This is a genomic window from Levilactobacillus angrenensis (assembly GCF_003946085.1).
Classification (GTDB): Bacteria; Bacillota; Bacilli; order Lactobacillales; family Lactobacillaceae; genus Levilactobacillus; species Levilactobacillus angrenensis.
This window is the reverse complement of sequence record NZ_RHOB01000012.1, coordinates 31122-47063: the sequence shown is the minus strand read 5'-3', so window position 1 is coordinate 47063 and position 15942 is coordinate 31122. Positions and strand designations below refer to the sequence as shown.

Here is a 15942-nt window from a genome sequence, read left to right as displayed (position 1 = left end):
AGTGACCAAGCGGTTTCCCGCCCAGTTCACTGACTAGCCTACTTCATTTACTTGTAAATCCTTTAAAACCGGCGCCGAATCCAAGCACCGCCGAGCGTGACCAATAAGGCCGTGACGCCCATCAGACTAGCTACCGTGTTGTCGGCTTCGCGTGTCTGTGGGAGCTTGGTGTTCCGTGTGGTCGTGGTGCCAGCCGTTTGTGTCGCTGTGGCTGGTGCGACGTGTTGGGCCTTGGCGGCTGCCTTAGCTGCAGCGGCTTTCTTTGCCGCAGCCTTTTTAGCGGCAGCTTTTTCCTTGGCTGCCTGGTTCTGACTGGCGTTCTTGTCAGCTTCCTTAGCGGCCTCGTCCTTAGCTTCTTCCTCTTCACGGGCGGCTTCTTCCTCGTCCGTTTCGGTACCGCCATCGACATCGATGGTCCCGGTGTCTTCGTCTTCTTCCTCTTCGTTGGTCTCGTTCACGTCGCCACCACCGGAACCACTATTCCCGGTAGAGGAGGAAACGCTCCCGTTGGCCTGTTCAGAGTACTTGCCATCACCGGTGCCACCGCCCCAGCTCATGACGGCTTTATTTCTAAATTTATAACCGGAGTGCGTCAACGTTTCGTCCGTAATCTTGGTGTAGTAATCAATGGCAACCAGATTGGAGACGGTGTCGTTGAACTTCACATCAAACCCGGTCGTGCCGTTGTATGTAACCTTGTAGTCAGTATCTTCTTTCAGCGCTGGCTTTTCGCGTTGGTACTGGGTCTTGCTGGTCCAATGCGCATTGCTAACGGTGATGCCTTCGATCAGCTCTTGGTGGTCGCCAATGGTATCGCTGACGGTTAAGTTCTCCAAATCAACTTCCTGGCGGTTCACCAGAATCGTCCACTTGATGGTCCCGTTGTCCTGGATAACGCCCTTCTTGGACAGGTTGGCTTCATCCTTGACCAGGTTGATGGTCGAGGTACTACTGCCGCCATTTTCCAAGGGGAACACGACATTTTGCTCGCCGTAATCGTCGCCGCGATATTTCGTGGCCAGATTCAATGTCAATTTGTCATTGGTCTTACCCTCCAGCGCGTTATTCATCGTGATGACCACGCCCGTATCGGAAACGACCGCCTTGCCAATGACCGTGCCATCTTGGTCGATCACGTCAAACGTATCCCCTGGCGTCTTCCCCCGCAAGTTGGCTGGAAAATCCAAAGTGATGGTGTCGCCATCGTGAATTGGCGTACTGCCGAAGTCCAAGTTGTACTGAATATCAATCGTGTCAACGTGCTTGAAGTCCGGCCCGTTGGTGACGCTGGCAGAAGTGGTAAAATCAGCCCCATTGTGATTGGTGGCCGCTTTAGCCGGTGTCGCCGCCTGACTCACAACCAAAACAAACACTAAACTAAACAGTCCAATCAGTAGTCGCCAAACTTTACTATTTTTGCTCAAAAAAATCCCCTCCCGTAACATTTACGTAATTTGAGTATACGCGCCCGAGCACCCCCTTGACAACCGGTGTCGCCTAAGTTTTTAAATAAGTTAGGCAGTTAACGATTTTATCCGTTTCAGTGTGAAATTGGGGTACGTGCCGACCATTTCCACGTCCGCCATACCTAGGTAGCCGGCTCAACAACAAGCTGTAGCCAACAAAAAAGGACGCCCCCAGGTCATCCCCAGAAGCGCCCATCAACACACTAGCAGATCCGTGTGCCTAACGTTTGCATTTCTTTCTTCAAATCTAGCTTGGACTTTTCTTCGGCGGTGTATTCAATCATCCCGACCGCACTGTCCAAGATTCCCGTGTCATCGCGCAAGGATAACTGGTTGAAGACCCGGTCCAAGATCAAACCGTTGTTCAAGTACAGCTCCGTATCCGCGTTGGTCCACAGGTTCAAGCCGGCGTTGTTGGTCACCGGAATATTGTACTTCGGGTCTTGTTGCGTCAGGGCCACAAACTGGAATTTGTCGCCGATGGCACAGCTCCCACCCAATGTGGAGTACTGATTTGAGCCATCATCCAGCGTCAGCAAAAGCACCGTATCCGGTTGGACGTTTTGGTCTAAATAAGCCTTTGCTGCATCTTTAATTGTGATTTCCATAATCAAGTCCCTCTTTCTTTGCCGTTCATTGCTACTCAATTGTACACAACTATTTATAACGCATTCCCGCTGAAAAGTAAACTGATTAGCTTACAAAAAGAAAGTACCGGCGACCAAATCGTTCCTCCCCTAACCTGACAAAAAGGGCTTGAGGGAATCCCCTCAGCCCTTGTGCACCAACTGTTTACTTCGCTTCGTAACTCTGCTTGACCAAGGCGATCAGCTCATCTTCTGACAAGTTGAGCTTCTTGGCCTCACTGGTAAAGCCCGCCACGTAGCGTTGTGAAAATTCTGATCGGCGTTTGTCCCGAATCATCTTTTCCGCATCCGCCGTGACGAACATCCCCAGCCCCCGGCGTTTCTCCAGCATGCCGGCCGTGACCAACCGGTTCATCCCTTTGAGCACCGTGGCTGGATTAATATGAAATTCTTTGGACATCTCTGTCGTCGACGGTACCTGTTCGCCTGCCCGGTAAATCCCGGTGAAGATGGCTTCTTCCACTTGTTCGGCCACCTGCAGGTAAATCGGTTCCGGACTATCAAAATTAAAATTCATATTTTTCCCACATTCTTTGTAAACTTGTCTTGTCGATTACGCGTCCGTGGTCTTAGGCAACACGATCCGCCAATACAGAGCCAGCGTGATGAGATAGTAAATGGCATACAACCCGACAAAGATCAGGAAAGTCAGCCCAATTCCTTGATACGGACTCATCGGTGCCGGCATCAGCGGCTTAAACATTTGTAGACCGAACAAAACATCGATTATCCCCATGATACCAGGAATTAGGAATAAAATCCCGATTTCTTTTGCAATTCCGTGGCGCATCAGGTGGTAGCGGACCCCCACCTTGTACAGCATGCGGTACCGGCGTTGGTCGCCAGGCGCACCCGATAGAATTTTAAACATCAGACAGGACGCCAACATGGCCAGAAAGGCGATACCCAGGAAGTAGCCGATGAACTCAAGGCCGCCAAACATTCCCAGCATCAGCGTGTAACTCTGGTAATTGCCGACCGTCATTTCAGCAGGATGGCTAAAGCGCGCCATTTCCAATTGATTCAGGCGCTTCAATGTTCCCAGATCTTGGGCCAAGTTCTTGACCCGCACCGTCGTGACCGTGATTGTTTGGCCCGCTTGTTGCTTGAATTGCGCGGCGGACAGAATCTTCGGTGCGTACGGACTGCCAGCCTTCGTCAGAGCCAGGCTTAAGAAATCGAGGTCCTTGATGCCTGATTTTTGAAAGGCCTTAAAGGATTGTCGCGACACGTGTTTAGCCGTCCCGGTCTTGGTATAGGCGCGCTGCTCGACTGGTTGACGTTTCAGCTCAGCGGCATTGTAGTAGACCGTTTTGCCCTGGCGCTTTTGCGTGTAGGTCGCCGTGTAGGCACTGTCTAGTCGGTCAAGCAGCTTTTGTTCGTGGGCATTCGGGTCGTGGACCGCCACTGAATAGGTCCCGGTGCGTTGCGCCATGAGCGGCAACTGCCGGTGGTAGCCAGACCCCACCGTGATGGCCCCTAGTGCCATGGCAAACAGCAAGGACACAATCGTCAACATCCGCGTATAGTTATGGACCCGGAAATTCAACTGGCCTAACAAAAAGCCATTCAACCGTTTTTTTGCCCAACTGGTGTGACGTAACGCCCGAATGATGGTCAAAATCGTTGCCCGGAATAACAAATACGTCCCGATGGTAATCGTGACCAAGGCCAGCGGAATCGCCGCCATTTGCAGGTCGTTAATGGCCGCCATGGCCCAGTAACCCAGCGCTAGTAAGCCAATCCCCAAGACACCTTGAATCAGTTGCCAGACCGGATTGACTTTAGGCTGGTTAGCCAGTTCGTCGCTGTGGAGTAATTTCAAAACGGTGGTCCGCGTCAACCGAACCAGATTGAACAGCGAGGCCAGGATGAACAGCCCCACGTACAGCACCACCGTCGCCACGATGGCCGGTAAATAAAACGCGGTCAGGTGCTTGAGGTGCAGCCCCAGTGCATTTAACAAGAAGCCGACGAGAAATTTGCTCAACAACAGTCCGAGTACTACCCCGATGGCCGTGGCAATGGTCCCTAAGATCAGTGTTTCCAAGAAGACCAATTCCCCAACCCGTTTGCGCGTGGCCCCTAGCATCATGAACAGCCCGTAATCGTGCTGCCGCATGCTGAGCAGAAAACTATTGGCGTACATGATGTAGACCACCGTGATCAAAATCAACAGCACGGCCCCAAAGCCAAAGATGACACTGGCCGAGGAGACCACGGCGTTGGCGTTCAGGAAGGCCCGATTGGTCGCCAGATTGGCAAACATGTAAAAGATAGCGGCCGACATGGTCAGACCCGCCAGCAAGACCAAATAGTCTCGCCGCCGGTTCTTGATCCCGGCCAAAGCTAATTTTCCTAACATCTCAGTTCCCCCTACTCGTTAAACGTGCCCAGTTCGTTCAGGACTTGTTGGTAAAATTCTCGCCGATCCAAGTCGCCGCGCCGCAGTTCGGAGCCAATCTGGCCATCCTTGATGAACAGGATGCGTTGGCAGAAGCTGGCCGAGAACGGATCATGCGTCACCAGCAAGACGGACATCTGCTGTTGGGCGTTGATGGTCGTCAACAGGTCCAGCAATTCCCGCGCACTGGTCGAATCCAGCGCTCCGGTGGGTTCATCCCCCATCAAAATGGCCGGGTGATGGACGATGGCCCGCGCCGCCGCGACCCGTTGTTTTTGGCCCCCGGATAGTTCCGCCGGGTATTTCTGCAGTAAGTCAGCAATCGACAAGGTGTCGGCCACTTCATGAATCGCTTGGTCCATGACCTTGGACGGCGTGCCCTTCAAGGCCAAAGGTAAGCCGATGTTTTCTTCGGCCGTCAGACTTTCCAGCAAATTGAAGTCTTGGAAAATGAACCCGACTTCTTGGGCCCGGAAGTCCGCTAACTGGTTGCCACGCATCTGCGTGACGTCATGGCCGTTGACCACCACGTTCCCCTTGGTTGGCGTGTCCAGCGTCGATAACATATTCAACAGCGTCGTCTTCCCGGAGCCGGACGCCCCCATGATGCCGACGAATTCGCCCGCCGCCACTGAAAAGTTCAAGCCCTTTAAGGCCGTGTACTGCCGCTCGTTGGGTTTGCCATACGTTTTTTCCAGGTCACTGACACTGACCACCGTGTTCGTTGTCATGATAAAATTCCCCCGCTCATTAGTTTGTTGGTTAGTTACTTGTGTAATTAACTATAACGGTTATTGGCAAATTGTCAATCCTTTTTTTAAATTGGGCCTGGTTGGTTAGGTCAATCACACAGCCAACCACCCTGGTCTAGGGAAAACTTTTCCGCCCCACCCGCAGTCCATTTTTCCCTGTCAAGCCGGAACACCCCCGCGACGGTTTTGGCCTGGTGAAGGCTGAGGCGTGAATTCTCCTAGCGTTTTGTGTACACTTAGAGGGTAAAGTTGTTTAACATTTTGTAAGTAAAGGAGTTTTTCTGATGAAACAGTTACACTTAGGTGGCACTGACTGGGAAGCCTCTGCCGTCGCATTGGGTATCATGCGGATGGCCACGTTGTCGGTCGATGACGCCGCCAAAGCCTTACAAGCCGCCCACGAAGCCGGGATTACCTACATCGACTCCGCCGACATTTACGGCGATGGGCAATCCGAAAAGGTCTTCAAGGAAGCACTGGCCAAATCCGGCTTGTCGCGTAACGACTTCTACATCCAATCCAAGGGTGGCATCATCTTGGACCAAAGCCGTAGCCACGATGGCTTAGTCTTTGGGAAACGCTACGACTTCTCCAAGCAACACCTGTTAGACGCCGTCGATGGCATTTTGACACGGACTGGGTTAGACTACCTGGACGCCTTCTTATTGCACCGGCCAGATCCCTTGATGGAACCCGCAGAAGTTGCGGACGCCTTCAACACGCTGCAACGGTCCGGTAAAGTCCGCCACTTTGGGGTTTCTAACTTCAACGTCCAACAATACGAAATGGTGCAAGAAGCCGTTGACCAGAAGTTGATGTTCAACCAATTACAATTCAGCGCGGCTCACGCTCAAATGATTACCGAAGGCCTGCGCGTCAACATGGATGATTCACCAGCTGTGACTGACGGGGGCATGCTCGAATTTGCCCGCCGCAAGCACGTGACCATCCAAGCTTGGTCACCATTCCAATACGGCCTGTTTGCGGGGATGTTCATCAATGATCCGAAGTTCCCTGAGTTAAACGACAAGCTGCAAGCACTCGCTGATAAGTACGGCGTTTCCAAGAACGGGATTGCGACTGCTTGGATTCTGCGCCACCCAGCCAACATTCAAGTCCTGCTGGGAACCATGAACCCTGAACACATCAAGGATAGCGCGGCCGGGGCCGACGTTAACTTGACCAAGCAGGAATGGTACGACATCTACTTTGCTGCCGGGAACTACCTGCCTTAAACCTAGCCCTTAGTTTTAAAATCTTAATTTCAACGCAAAGACGACGCTGCCCAACTGCTTCTCCAGTTGGCGGCGCCGTTTTTTAGGTTGGGCTAACCTGCGCCTGCGGCTGTCAGGGGTTCCGCCTGCTCTGGGGAACGCCTCCAACCTGAGAAGCGGTCTTCCGGCTCGCTTGGCTCCACCCCTGACCTCCTCCGGCAAGATTGGCCTTTCAAATTAAAAACGGCCGGTCGTCACCAGAGCATCGCTTCTCTTCAATAATCCGGCCAACCGCAAAAACGGGACCCGACAAATGTCAGTCTCCTCGCTACTACGATCTCTTTCCATGAGCCACACCGAAAAAGATTGGCGTTAAAACTGTCATGACGCATGACAACCAGGCTACAACACTCGGTCATAATTTTTTTGATAAAAAGGGTTGTCTTTTTTTATTTTGGTGGTAAACTGAAGTTGTTCTTGAGGGCGAGTAAGTACTCGCTCGAAGATATGGAAAGGGGATTTTAATCATGTTTACCACTATTTTTTAGATTCTTGCCATCTGGTTAGTTGTCAACGGCGTTTGGACTTGCTTTGCCACCGGCAACCAAGAGTTGATGAAATGGTTTGGTTGGATCAACGTGGTTGCAATCATCTTGGGCTTCTGGGTCTTCTATGGTGCTGCTAGTGTCGCCGTTTTGGCGGGCTGGTTCACCGCAGTCAACTGGGTCAATGTCGTCCTAGCCATCATCCAGTTCTACCTGGCTTACCGCAAAGTCGGGGCTGCCCACCATGCCTAAACCTTTTGCTTCACCCCCTAATCAACTCAAAAAGCCGGACTGTCCTGGACACAGACAGACCGGCTTTTTGGTCTAAACATCGTGGCTTCTGCTCTAGCAATCCCTTGCCACACTGGTAAGATAGTAGGTGTTAGCCGACATTGCTGATGCTAACCGCCTGTTGGCACACGTTTTTCCAACGGTTGAACGTACAATCTCAGCAACTTTCAAATTCGTCATACTCAGAAAAGGTGGAACTTTCATGCCCAACAAAAAAATTTTAGATGAGTTTCCCGAGGTCATTCAGGCCCATCCTGACCTCACGCAAAAACAAAAAGATGTTCTGATCACTAGCATTCGCCTCTTCGCGGAACAAGGCTATGCCAACACCAGTACCCGGCAAATTGCCGCGGCCGCACACCAATCCGAAGGGACGATGTTCAAGCATTTCAAGTCCAAAGCCAACATTTTGCGCGCCGCCTTGGAACCGATCATTCATGAGATTATTCCCGACGTTGAGCAAGAGTTCAAACGTGAAACGCTTGATCATCCCGCCGCTAACCTGCATGATTTTCTCGATTTCTTCGTCCGCAACCGCATGGCCTTTGCCGCCAACAACCAGGACGCCATCAAGGTCTTCTTCAGTGAATTGCTGTACAACGAAACGTTGCGGACGCAATTTATCGAAACTGCGCGCAACGAATTGATTGCGGCCTTCAAGGACACCATTCTGACGTTGCAGAAAAATCACATCATTATCGACTGGCCCTTCAACGAAATCTTTCGGTACATGATTGCCGTCATTGTAGGTTACGTGCTCGACCGTTACGTTTTGTTCCCGAATCGCGAATGGGATGATGAGGTCGAAGCCGGTTATTTAGTCGCCGAACTGGAAAAAGTTTTACAGCCCTAGTCAAGGTGTATCCTGTAATCGCCACTCCAGCGTGCCGTGATACTGGCCGGCCAACGTATCACTGTGGATGGCCAGCAACGGACCTTTGTCGGCTTGCCAATGACCGCTCACGCTGACCACATCCGCGTCACTCTGCGTGGTGTGCTTGGCAATCTGCGTATCTATCTCATTGATGGGCTGGTCGCCCCAGAGAAGTTGGCCGCTCAATGGCTGACCGGTCGCCGTTTGAAAATCTTGGCCTTGGCGAACCACCAACTTCCAGCCGTGGCCGGTCCCCCGTTCATCCGCAACGCTGAGCTGCCAGCCCGGTTGCCGGTGAATGCGTTGGGCACTCCCGGTCAATTGGGTCGTCACGAAGTCCGCCTGGTCCGAGACCTCGGCAAAGTGCAACGTCCCCGGATCACGCTTCAGGGTAATGGTTACTGGATTGGATTTAACCGCCGCATTGGTTTTATCTTGTGCTTGTAGCATCAGTTGGTTGTCGCCTGTTTTCAACCGAGTGGCGGGCAACATGAGATCAGCCGTACCCACGAGTTGGCCCGCCGTCCAGGTCGTGGATAGCTCAGCGGCTGGTAGCGCCTGGCCGTTGAGATACCCACGAATTTGATAGTTGGCCAGCTCATCAACGGCGAACGGCTGATCTTGGTTGGTCAACCGTACCCGCAGCCGCGCGTCTTCGTGATGCCCTAGCTGTTGCGTCGTGACGCCAAGATTTGTCAATTTGGGCGCCACGTCGGCCTGAATCTGAACGCTCGGCAGTGGCAGTTGCGTTTGGTAGTTTGGCCCGTAAAAACGGGCGTTGACGGCCAAAATTGGCACGTTGTGACTGACGGGCGGCACAGTCCCCGTGATCGTCACCACGGCTTGGTGATGAGTCGCGTCTAGCCCCTGTTTCCAGTCCTTATGAATCGTCCCCGCCTGTAGTTCCGTAGCGCTAAATGGTTCAGTGATGGGGCCGCCGTTGTAGCTGACGCCCCCGCCGGTCACTTTCAATGGTTGCGGCAACGGCAGGTCCATGGTCAGCGGTTGAATGTCTTGATGACTGGTCGCGGCATCGTAATCAAACGTGTAGCGATACGTCAATTGGTCGCCCATTGCCACGCGACTGCCAGCCGTCAACGCGTGATGGGTCGTCGTGTTTTCCAGCGTTGCGTGGGCCGTGATCTGCCCCAAGGTATCGGAGCTGTCGATCATTACTAGGCCGTTTTCACTTCGCCTCGCACTAGTTGACCCTGTGACTCCCCAGTAAACATTAGGTCGATCTGCCGTGGCTCCCAGCTTCTTGGGGTCAATATTGATGGTATCTTGAACGATATCCATACCAGAACGAACCGTATTCGTTTGTGCATCGCGGTCGTTGTAGCGGTAGGTCATTTGTTTTTTGGTAGCATTCCAAGACAGAGAAAGATGGTGCCATTGAGCGTCAGCGAAGTTAGTCACTGGCTTGGGCTGGGTGTGGTTTAAGCTTGAATAATGCGAGCCTTCACCCCCCATTTCAGTGTAGGTTTCTTGTAATCCAGGATAGCCACTCCCAATGTGCATACCACCTTGCACATTCGCATCCATATCGAACGCGTCAGCTTGACCAACAGCACCACTATTATTTACATGCGTATCAAATTCCAAGGCCCAACTGTGGTCAATCGCCGTTTGGGCAACAACGTTCCTACCGTGTCCTCCCCGATCGTTTCCCCAAACACCTAATGCTTGACCGCCACCGGCTATTGCCCAGATACCATCAGTTGAATTCTGCAAAACAAACGCCATGCCCTCGGCTGCATTTCTCCCCTTATTGCCAAAATACAGCCACATAGAAATTTGCGTATCTTGACTCAGGTCAAACTGATTATTCATCCGGGCCAATCCCGTCTTTGACCAAATTGCCCCGGCTTGCACATATTGCGAAGTCGGATTATTTCGCGTAATTTGGGCAATTGACTGGTCAACCAGTGGTGAACCTATCAGCTTGGTAAAGTTGTCTTCGCCACTCATCGCAAATAGTTTATCCAGGGGAATTCCCTGAGGTGCCGTTGCGATGGCATGTTCTAGGTCAGCATTGCTACTGGAACTGGTCGCCGCATGACCGGTCACTGCGCCCATCACCAGGCTCACGCCGACTAGCATCCCCATTAACCACCGCTTATCCATCGCGGTCCCTCCCAACTTTGGTTTTGATTTCATAGCTTGGAGTATACGCAAACCTATTGACCATCACAATTTAAATTTATCGTTATAATTATTTAAATATTATGTTATTTATAAACGGCCGTATTCCGGCTATCCCCCAGATAATCGTTGCACACTAACTATTGTTGACCTTCACCATCGCTCAGCCTTATCTCACCGCAATTTTGCCTGGTTGCACCCATTAATTTTTCGAGTAGCAATTATCAAATTATTGATTAAAAATACCCGTTACACCCAAAACCACCGACAATCACTTTTCGAAGGATTGTCGGTGGTTTTTGACCAGTCATTACACTGGTAAGTTTTTTGCTTAGAATTGATTGAATTTGTGAATCAACCGTTTGACCGGTCGCGCCAACCGAATCAGCCACAGTGTCAGACCAATGCTCAAGGCCACCATTCCGGCACCGAACAAGGGGGTCCAGCCCAAGCCAAATTGGCTAGTGACTTGCCCACCGATACCCGAACCCAGCGCAATCCCGACGTTGAAGGCAGCAATGTTTAACGCCGACGCCATGGTAATGTCTTGCGGCGTGTATTTTTCCGCGAGTTGAACGATGTACAGCTGCAGGCCGGGCACGTTCATGAAGGCAAAGAAGCCCATCACTAACACCGTCAGGAGGCCTAACCACTGACTGTTGGCGGTAAACGTCAAGACCACCAGCGTGACGAAGAGGCCGGTGAACATTTTTAACAGAGCGGCGAGGGGCTTGGCATTGGCCCAGCGGCCGCCCATCGTGTTGCCCAAGGCGACCATCAAGCCGTAGATGACCAAAATAACCACGACGGCGCTAGCGGACCAGCCCATCTTTTGTTCCAGGAGCGGTGACAGATAGGTGTAGGCCACGAAGGTCCCACCGTAGCCCAATGCCGTGACCAATAAAGCGACCAGCAGTTGAGGATTGCCCAAGACCCGCAAGATGCCCCGGGCCGTGGCTTTACTAGGTAGCGGCAAGTTGCGCGGTACTAACACGTAGTCCGCCAACAGGCCCAAGACGCCAATCAAACTGATAAAGATAAACGACCAGCGCCAGCCACCGAGTTGGCCGATCATGGTCCCCAGCGGCACCCCCGTCACCGTGGCGACGGTCAAACCGGTAAACATCACGGCAATGGCCGAGGCCCGTTTAGACGGCGCCACCACGTCCGCAGCAATCACGGAGGCCACCGTCATGAAGATGCCGTGAGCCAGCGCAGCAATCACCCGCCCGGCCAATAGAACGGTAAAGGCTGGCGCGAAGGCCGCTACCAAATTTCCAGCGATGAATAACAACATGATGATGACCATCAAGGTGTGGCGGTTGATCTGTCCGGTCAGCAGCGTCATTACCGGCGCCCCCACCATGATTCCCAGCGCGTAGACCGAGACCGTCAAGCCCGCCTGCGCCAAACTAACGTGAAAACTTTGAACTAATAATGGCATGAGCCCAACGCTGATGAACTCCGTGGAGCCGATGGCAAAGGCACTAATGGCCAACGCAAGTAGCGTCATGGTCGGTGAAATTTTTTTAGTCATAATGACCTCCCTGTTTTTCGTTTGCTAACGTGATAAATAATGATTATACTGGTTAGCAACCCAGGTACAAGAACCGACTTTAAAGTGCCCTACCCACCAAAAGGTAATAAATGAACAGGAGGCCGTTTCATGCCCACAAAAACTTATCACATTGGCGTCGAAGCCACGATGGAAATCATCGGTGGCAAGTGGAAATCCATTATTTTATGCCATCTCCGTCACCACACCATGCGTACCAGTGAATTGGCCCGCGCCATCCCCCAGATTTCGCAAAAAATGTTGACGCAACAGCTCCGCGAACTGGAGGCTGCCAATATCGTTGCCCGCCGCGTGTACAAGCAGGTCCCGCCCAAGGTTGAGTATTCCCTGACGGATTACGGTCAGTCGTTGTCAGGCATTCTGCACGAGCTGTGCGTCTGGGGCGAAGACAACATCGACCGTCGAGAAGCCGCTGGTGAAGCCATCACCCTCCTCAGCCGCGACGATGTTTAGCCATCCCGCCCAGCAGCCAGTTGCCTGCGGCTGCCAGGGGTTCCGCCTGCTATGGGGGACGCCTCCAGCCTGAAAAGCGGGCTTCCGGTTCGCTTGAAAGCCTGGCAAAGACCACCAGTCTCTCAAGTCGCCCCACGCTGTAACCTGGCAAATAACGCCAGCTAACACCGTCGACACAGCTGGCTCCACCCCTGGCCGCCTCCGGCGTGATTGTGCATGACCATAGCGCTAGCCCAAACACCGCTAGCTGTTACTAACTGTGGTCAAATGATACAGTGGCTAAACGCCTGGTCGAGACGGCAGGTCAAAGTTGCTGACCACCGCTACCAGAGTAGCTAGTTCGCTAGATATTATCGTGGAAATTCCCTTAGTGGCACGATTCACGCCGGTTAGGTCACTGACATCTTTGAGACGCGTTCTTCGGCTCAAAGTGAGGTGACGAGACCGTCCTCTCGCCCCATCTACTGCTAGTGAACCACAAGACTGCCAGCACCGACTATATTTCCCAACAATCCCTGTCACGTCAGCATTCTCAACATTTCCTAAGTCCAACCTAAGAAATTCACAGGTAACCTTTAGTGTGCCCTCAAGCGCCGGGCGTCGGCAGATGGTATAACTAATATATCGAAAGCGAAACGCCAAACAATTTGAGGAGTGGTTACCATGACAAACTTAAAAACGATGATGACAAAAGTAATGCTGAGCGCAATGACGGTGACGACCTTACTGGCCACGTCTGCGGGAGCTTCGGCCGCCACAACGACCACGACGCCAGCACCGGCCGTGGTCCAGCCGACTGTGACCTTGAAGAAACAGGCCCAACCAGAGATTCGGCCCACGACCATCAAACTGCACAAGCGCGTCACGACTACTCAAATCTCTAGTCAGGTCCAGACGGCGGTCGATGCCAGTGCGCTGAATCTCGACCAGCAACATCACGATGGCCAACTCAAATAACATTTTCCTAGTCCGCTGAGCCGCAGCCTCCCCCAAACACTGCGCTGCATGACTACCTCACAATTTGATGTCTCCTGTGCAACGCCAGTCCCTCCCCCTCAGTATGACTGGTAACGCTAAAACTCTCTTTAACCTAAAGACAACAAAACCCCTGACTGGTAGATTGCGCCGGTCAGGGGTTTTGCTTGGTATTTGGCAAAAACTTCTTCTCCAATTTCTAAAATATGCTGTCCTTAAAAGATGACACCTTGATACTTTAAGGCGCCTTTACTTAGTTAGTTTGATCAATCGCATTGTAGACAATTTTGGTAGAAGACTTAACGTACCAACCAATACCAATCTGGGTAGCATCTGAATCAATTAAATTCTTTCGGTGTCCCCAGTCAGAAGCAGCATCATGATACAAATATTGATCCGCAGCATCTTTGCCAAAATTGAAATCTAGACTTGTATAACCGCTTGCGTATAAGCATTCTGACCACCTCGATTCTCCCGTCACGCCAAAGTCAGCTGCTTCTTTATCAAACATTAACTGCCCTTGTGCATCCGTGTGCGATAACCCATTGATTGCGCCGTCATCTTTGGCACGTTGGTTTGCTAAGTTGGTTAGCTTATCATTAAGCGTTAAAGGTGCCACCCCTAATTTAGCCCGCTCTTGATTAACTACAGCTAAGAAGTTTTGCGATTGTTTATCTGCTACAAACTTAGCTGTCTGTTTAACTGTTTTGGGCGTTACCTTCTTAGACGCCTTACCAACAGTTAAATAACCACGCCAGATCCATCCTTTGGCCTTCCCCTTACCAATGTAGTAATAAATTGCCTTTTTATGGTTAGCCTTGCGAATGGTTGCATGCTTCGTAACCATGAACGTCGTATGCTGATAATTCTTAGCGTTATGTACAACCTTAGTTAATTTGGCAGTCCGATAAATTTTCCCCTTCGTTGCATGGTAAGCCTTAGCACTAACCTTTGTCGTCTTCACCACTCGTGCTGGCTTGACTTTCGCCGATGCTGACGCAGTACCACTAGCCAGCCCACCAAGCGCTAAGGTCACAACCAACAACCCCATAAAACTTCTTTTCAATCCCATGAAATAAATTCCTCCTTTGTTTACTAGCTTAATTATACAGTTCACAGACAAAAAAGCCACTCGCAACGAGTGACTTCCACTAAACAGTATAAAAGGTTGGTTACCCTAGCATCTAACTTACTGTCAATCGTCGCCTACTCACCAGCCGACCCTTGTTTCGCACGTTCTCGGGTCAAGATATCCCCAATCAACCGCGCTAACGTGATGGTCTTCATTTGGACTTCCGCCGCGGATTGAACCTCCGCGTAGGCCACCCGCAAGGTATCTTGAATATTGCCACCCACGATACAGTGCGGATTGGTTTTGTCATCAACGTGCAGGAGGTTGCCGTCGTCTTCGACCGCTCGGTAAATATCCAGGAGCGTGATAGCAGCCGGTCGCCGCGCCAATTTGGGCGTCGCCGACCCTTGCTGCGTCGCTAGTAAACCACCGCGGCGCAATGCGCCCATCAGTCGCCGGACCAGTGCCGGATTGGACTCGACACTGGCCGCGATGGCCGTACTCGATAGATCATCGTCATGACAAATGTCAATATAAGCTAAAATGTGCACAGCATCACTTAATTTATGCGAGTAGCGCACAGCCAGACCCCCTTCACTAGTATTCATCGAACCATTATACCCGCTTAACTTTGGGCTGCAAGTGCCGCGGTCAAGAAATCAGGCAGACTTTGCGCCGGATGCCCCATGATTTTGCGGTAGTCATCCGTCACCGTGGCTAGCAGCCCCTGGGCCCCACCGGCATACATCGACGCCAACATGTGGCCCTCGTGACCTTCATCGTACATCGTGGCAAATTGGTCCAACGTGACTGGCGCATAGCCAATCGCCGCCCCCGAAACCTGACTGAGCACTTGGGCCAGCGCCGGCATAGTGTAGGAGCGTTCCTGCGTCAACGTGTAAATGGGCTGCGTCCACAGTTGCGGCGTGACGGCGACCTGGGCAAAGGCAGCCGCACTGTCGGCCAGACTGATGAAACTCAGCGACGCGTCGCCTAAGGGATAGATGACATTGTGCCGTTCAATCAGCTCCGGCAAATACGGTACCAGTGGGTCGGCGTATAGCGCATTACGCAAAATGGTATACGACAAGCCCGACGCCGCCAATCGCCGCGGCACGTAGCCGTAGAAGGCGGACAAGTCAAACGGATTATTGACCTGGTCAGCGATAAAGCCCATCACGATTAGGTGCTTAACGCTAGCCTGTTCGGCGGCCGCAATCACGTTTTCAAATTCCGTGACCCGGCTAAAACTGTCGTGGCTCTTGCTGGGCACGTAAATGGCTACGTCGGCGTCTTGCAGGCTGGCGGTTACGCTAGCAGCGTCGCGATAATCCAGTGGCAGGACCGTCATCCCCCGCTGCGCAAACGCCTGCGCCTTGGCCGGGGTGTGGACCCCGAGCGTCATTTCGGTAGCCGGCACGCGTTGGGCCAGTTGTTCAACGATTTGGCGACCTAAGTGACCAGTCGCACCGGTAATCACGTATTTCATGTGGCAAAACTCCCTTGCTTTTTTGATGTTACTTTAATT

General features: G+C 52.1%; 15 protein-coding genes. 5 read left to right on the top strand and 10 right to left on the bottom strand.

What is annotated here, in order from left to right; genetic code table 11:
- Window positions 1–62: 62 nt before the first annotated feature.
- From EKM83_RS08520 to EKM83_RS08500, 5 genes are all read right to left on the bottom strand, one after another.
- Window positions 63–1424: a collagen binding domain-containing protein gene (locus EKM83_RS08520; protein WP_125576436.1), complete on the bottom strand. Its 1362-nt coding sequence runs from the start codon at window positions 1422–1424 to the stop codon at window positions 63–65.
- Window positions 1425–1669: 245 nt separating this feature from the next.
- A complete protein-coding gene (locus tag EKM83_RS08515) occupies window positions 1670–2074 on the bottom strand; it encodes an iron-sulfur cluster biosynthesis family protein (RefSeq protein ID WP_125576434.1) in 405 nt (134 codons plus the stop codon).
- A 184-nt stretch (window positions 2075–2258) separates the two neighbouring features.
- Window positions 2259–2630 carry a GntR family transcriptional regulator gene (locus tag EKM83_RS08510; protein WP_125576432.1) on the bottom strand — a complete coding sequence of 124 codons (372 nt, stop codon included), beginning with the start codon at window positions 2628–2630 and terminating at the stop codon, window positions 2259–2261.
- Between the two features lie 36 nt (window positions 2631–2666).
- The gene (locus tag EKM83_RS08505; protein ID WP_125576430.1) at window positions 2667–4478 is read right to left on the bottom strand and encodes an FtsX-like permease family protein; all 1812 of its coding nucleotides are present in this window, start codon (window positions 4476–4478) and stop codon (window positions 2667–2669) included.
- Window positions 4479–4489: 11 nt separating this feature from the next.
- On the bottom strand, window positions 4490–5248 hold the full coding sequence (locus EKM83_RS08500) for an ABC transporter ATP-binding protein (RefSeq protein ID WP_125576428.1): 759 nt from the start codon (window positions 5246–5248) through the stop codon (window positions 4490–4492).
- 305 nt (window positions 5249–5553) lie between these two features.
- Here EKM83_RS08500 and EKM83_RS08495 point away from each other — a divergent pair, with 305 nt between their 5' ends.
- The 3 genes from EKM83_RS08495 (at window position 5554) to EKM83_RS08485 (ending at window position 8172) form a co-directional block, all read left to right on the top strand.
- Window positions 5554–6504: an aldo/keto reductase gene (locus EKM83_RS08495; RefSeq protein WP_125576426.1), complete on the top strand. Its 951-nt coding sequence runs from the start codon at window positions 5554–5556 to the stop codon at window positions 6502–6504.
- Window positions 6505–7097: 593 nt separating this feature from the next.
- The gene (locus EKM83_RS08490; RefSeq protein ID WP_382337668.1) at window positions 7098–7280 is read left to right on the top strand and encodes a hypothetical protein; all 183 of its coding nucleotides are present in this window, start codon (window positions 7098–7100) and stop codon (window positions 7278–7280) included.
- Between the two features lie 241 nt (window positions 7281–7521).
- Window positions 7522–8172 (top strand): TetR/AcrR family transcriptional regulator, encoded by a 651-nt coding sequence (locus tag EKM83_RS08485; RefSeq protein WP_125576424.1) that lies wholly within the window; start codon window positions 7522–7524, stop codon window positions 8170–8172.
- Here EKM83_RS08485 and EKM83_RS08480 read toward each other — a convergent pair whose 3' ends face one another.
- Together EKM83_RS08480 and EKM83_RS08475 are read right to left on the bottom strand one after the other, a co-directional pair.
- Window positions 8173–10320 carry an L-type lectin-domain containing protein gene (locus EKM83_RS08480; RefSeq protein WP_125576423.1) on the bottom strand — a complete coding sequence of 716 codons (2148 nt, stop codon included), beginning with the start codon at window positions 10318–10320 and terminating at the stop codon, window positions 8173–8175.
- Window positions 10321–10669: 349 nt separating this feature from the next.
- Window positions 10670–11875 (bottom strand): MFS transporter, encoded by a 1206-nt coding sequence (locus EKM83_RS08475; RefSeq protein WP_125576421.1) that lies wholly within the window; start codon window positions 11873–11875, stop codon window positions 10670–10672.
- A 129-nt stretch (window positions 11876–12004) separates the two neighbouring features.
- Between EKM83_RS08475 and EKM83_RS08470 the strand changes: the two genes are divergently transcribed.
- Together EKM83_RS08470 and EKM83_RS08465 are read left to right on the top strand one after the other, a co-directional pair.
- Window positions 12005–12367, top strand: coding sequence for a winged helix-turn-helix transcriptional regulator (locus EKM83_RS08470; protein ID WP_125576419.1), 363 nt, complete (start codon window positions 12005–12007; stop codon window positions 12365–12367).
- A 663-nt stretch (window positions 12368–13030) separates the two neighbouring features.
- On the top strand, window positions 13031–13324 hold the full coding sequence (locus EKM83_RS08465; protein WP_125576417.1) for a hypothetical protein: 294 nt from the start codon (window positions 13031–13033) through the stop codon (window positions 13322–13324).
- 271 nt (window positions 13325–13595) lie between these two features.
- On the opposite strand, the gene EKM83_RS08460 is transcribed toward EKM83_RS08465, so the two are convergent.
- From EKM83_RS08460 to EKM83_RS08450, 3 genes are all read right to left on the bottom strand, one after another.
- Window positions 13596–14414 (bottom strand): CAP domain-containing protein, encoded by an 819-nt coding sequence (locus tag EKM83_RS08460; protein ID WP_125576415.1) that lies wholly within the window; start codon window positions 14412–14414, stop codon window positions 13596–13598.
- 134 nt (window positions 14415–14548) lie between these two features.
- The gene (locus tag EKM83_RS08455; RefSeq protein ID WP_125576413.1) at window positions 14549–14995 is read right to left on the bottom strand and encodes an Rrf2 family transcriptional regulator; all 447 of its coding nucleotides are present in this window, start codon (window positions 14993–14995) and stop codon (window positions 14549–14551) included.
- A gap of 44 nt (window positions 14996–15039) precedes the next feature.
- Window positions 15040–15903 carry an SDR family oxidoreductase gene (locus EKM83_RS08450; protein ID WP_125576411.1) on the bottom strand — a complete coding sequence of 288 codons (864 nt, stop codon included), beginning with the start codon at window positions 15901–15903 and terminating at the stop codon, window positions 15040–15042.
- Window positions 15904–15942 lie beyond the last annotated feature (39 nt).

Excerpts from the sequence above, each read along its gene's own strand:
- EKM83_RS08515 (WP_125576434.1), bottom strand. The coding sequence starts at position 2,074 with ATGGAAATCACAATTAAAGATGCAGCAAAGGCTTATTTAGACCAAAAC.
- EKM83_RS08510 (WP_125576432.1), bottom strand. The coding sequence starts at position 2,630 with ATGAATTTTAATTTTGATAGTCCGGAACCGATTTACCTGCAGGTGGCC.
- EKM83_RS08505 (WP_125576430.1), bottom strand. The coding sequence starts at position 4,478 with ATGTTAGGAAAATTAGCTTTGGCCGGGATCAAGAACCGGCGGCGAGAC.
- EKM83_RS08500 (WP_125576428.1), bottom strand. The coding sequence starts at position 5,248 with ATGACAACGAACACGGTGGTCAGTGTCAGTGACCTGGAAAAAACGTAT.
- EKM83_RS08495 (WP_125576426.1), top strand. The coding sequence starts at position 5,554 with ATGAAACAGTTACACTTAGGTGGCACTGACTGGGAAGCCTCTGCCGTC.
- EKM83_RS08490 (WP_382337668.1), top strand. The coding sequence starts at position 7,098 with ATGAAATGGTTTGGTTGGATCAACGTGGTTGCAATCATCTTGGGCTTC.
- EKM83_RS08485 (WP_125576424.1), top strand. The coding sequence starts at position 7,522 with ATGCCCAACAAAAAAATTTTAGATGAGTTTCCCGAGGTCATTCAGGCC.
- EKM83_RS08480 (WP_125576423.1), bottom strand. The coding sequence starts at position 10,320 with ATGGATAAGCGGTGGTTAATGGGGATGCTAGTCGGCGTGAGCCTGGTG.
- EKM83_RS08475 (WP_125576421.1), bottom strand. The coding sequence starts at position 11,875 with ATGACTAAAAAAATTTCACCGACCATGACGCTACTTGCGTTGGCCATT.
- EKM83_RS08470 (WP_125576419.1), top strand. The coding sequence starts at position 12,005 with ATGCCCACAAAAACTTATCACATTGGCGTCGAAGCCACGATGGAAATC.
- EKM83_RS08465 (WP_125576417.1), top strand. The coding sequence starts at position 13,031 with ATGACAAACTTAAAAACGATGATGACAAAAGTAATGCTGAGCGCAATG.
- EKM83_RS08460 (WP_125576415.1), bottom strand. The coding sequence starts at position 14,414 with ATGGGATTGAAAAGAAGTTTTATGGGGTTGTTGGTTGTGACCTTAGCG.
- EKM83_RS08450 (WP_125576411.1), bottom strand. The coding sequence starts at position 15,903 with ATGAAATACGTGATTACCGGTGCGACTGGTCACTTAGGTCGCCAAATC.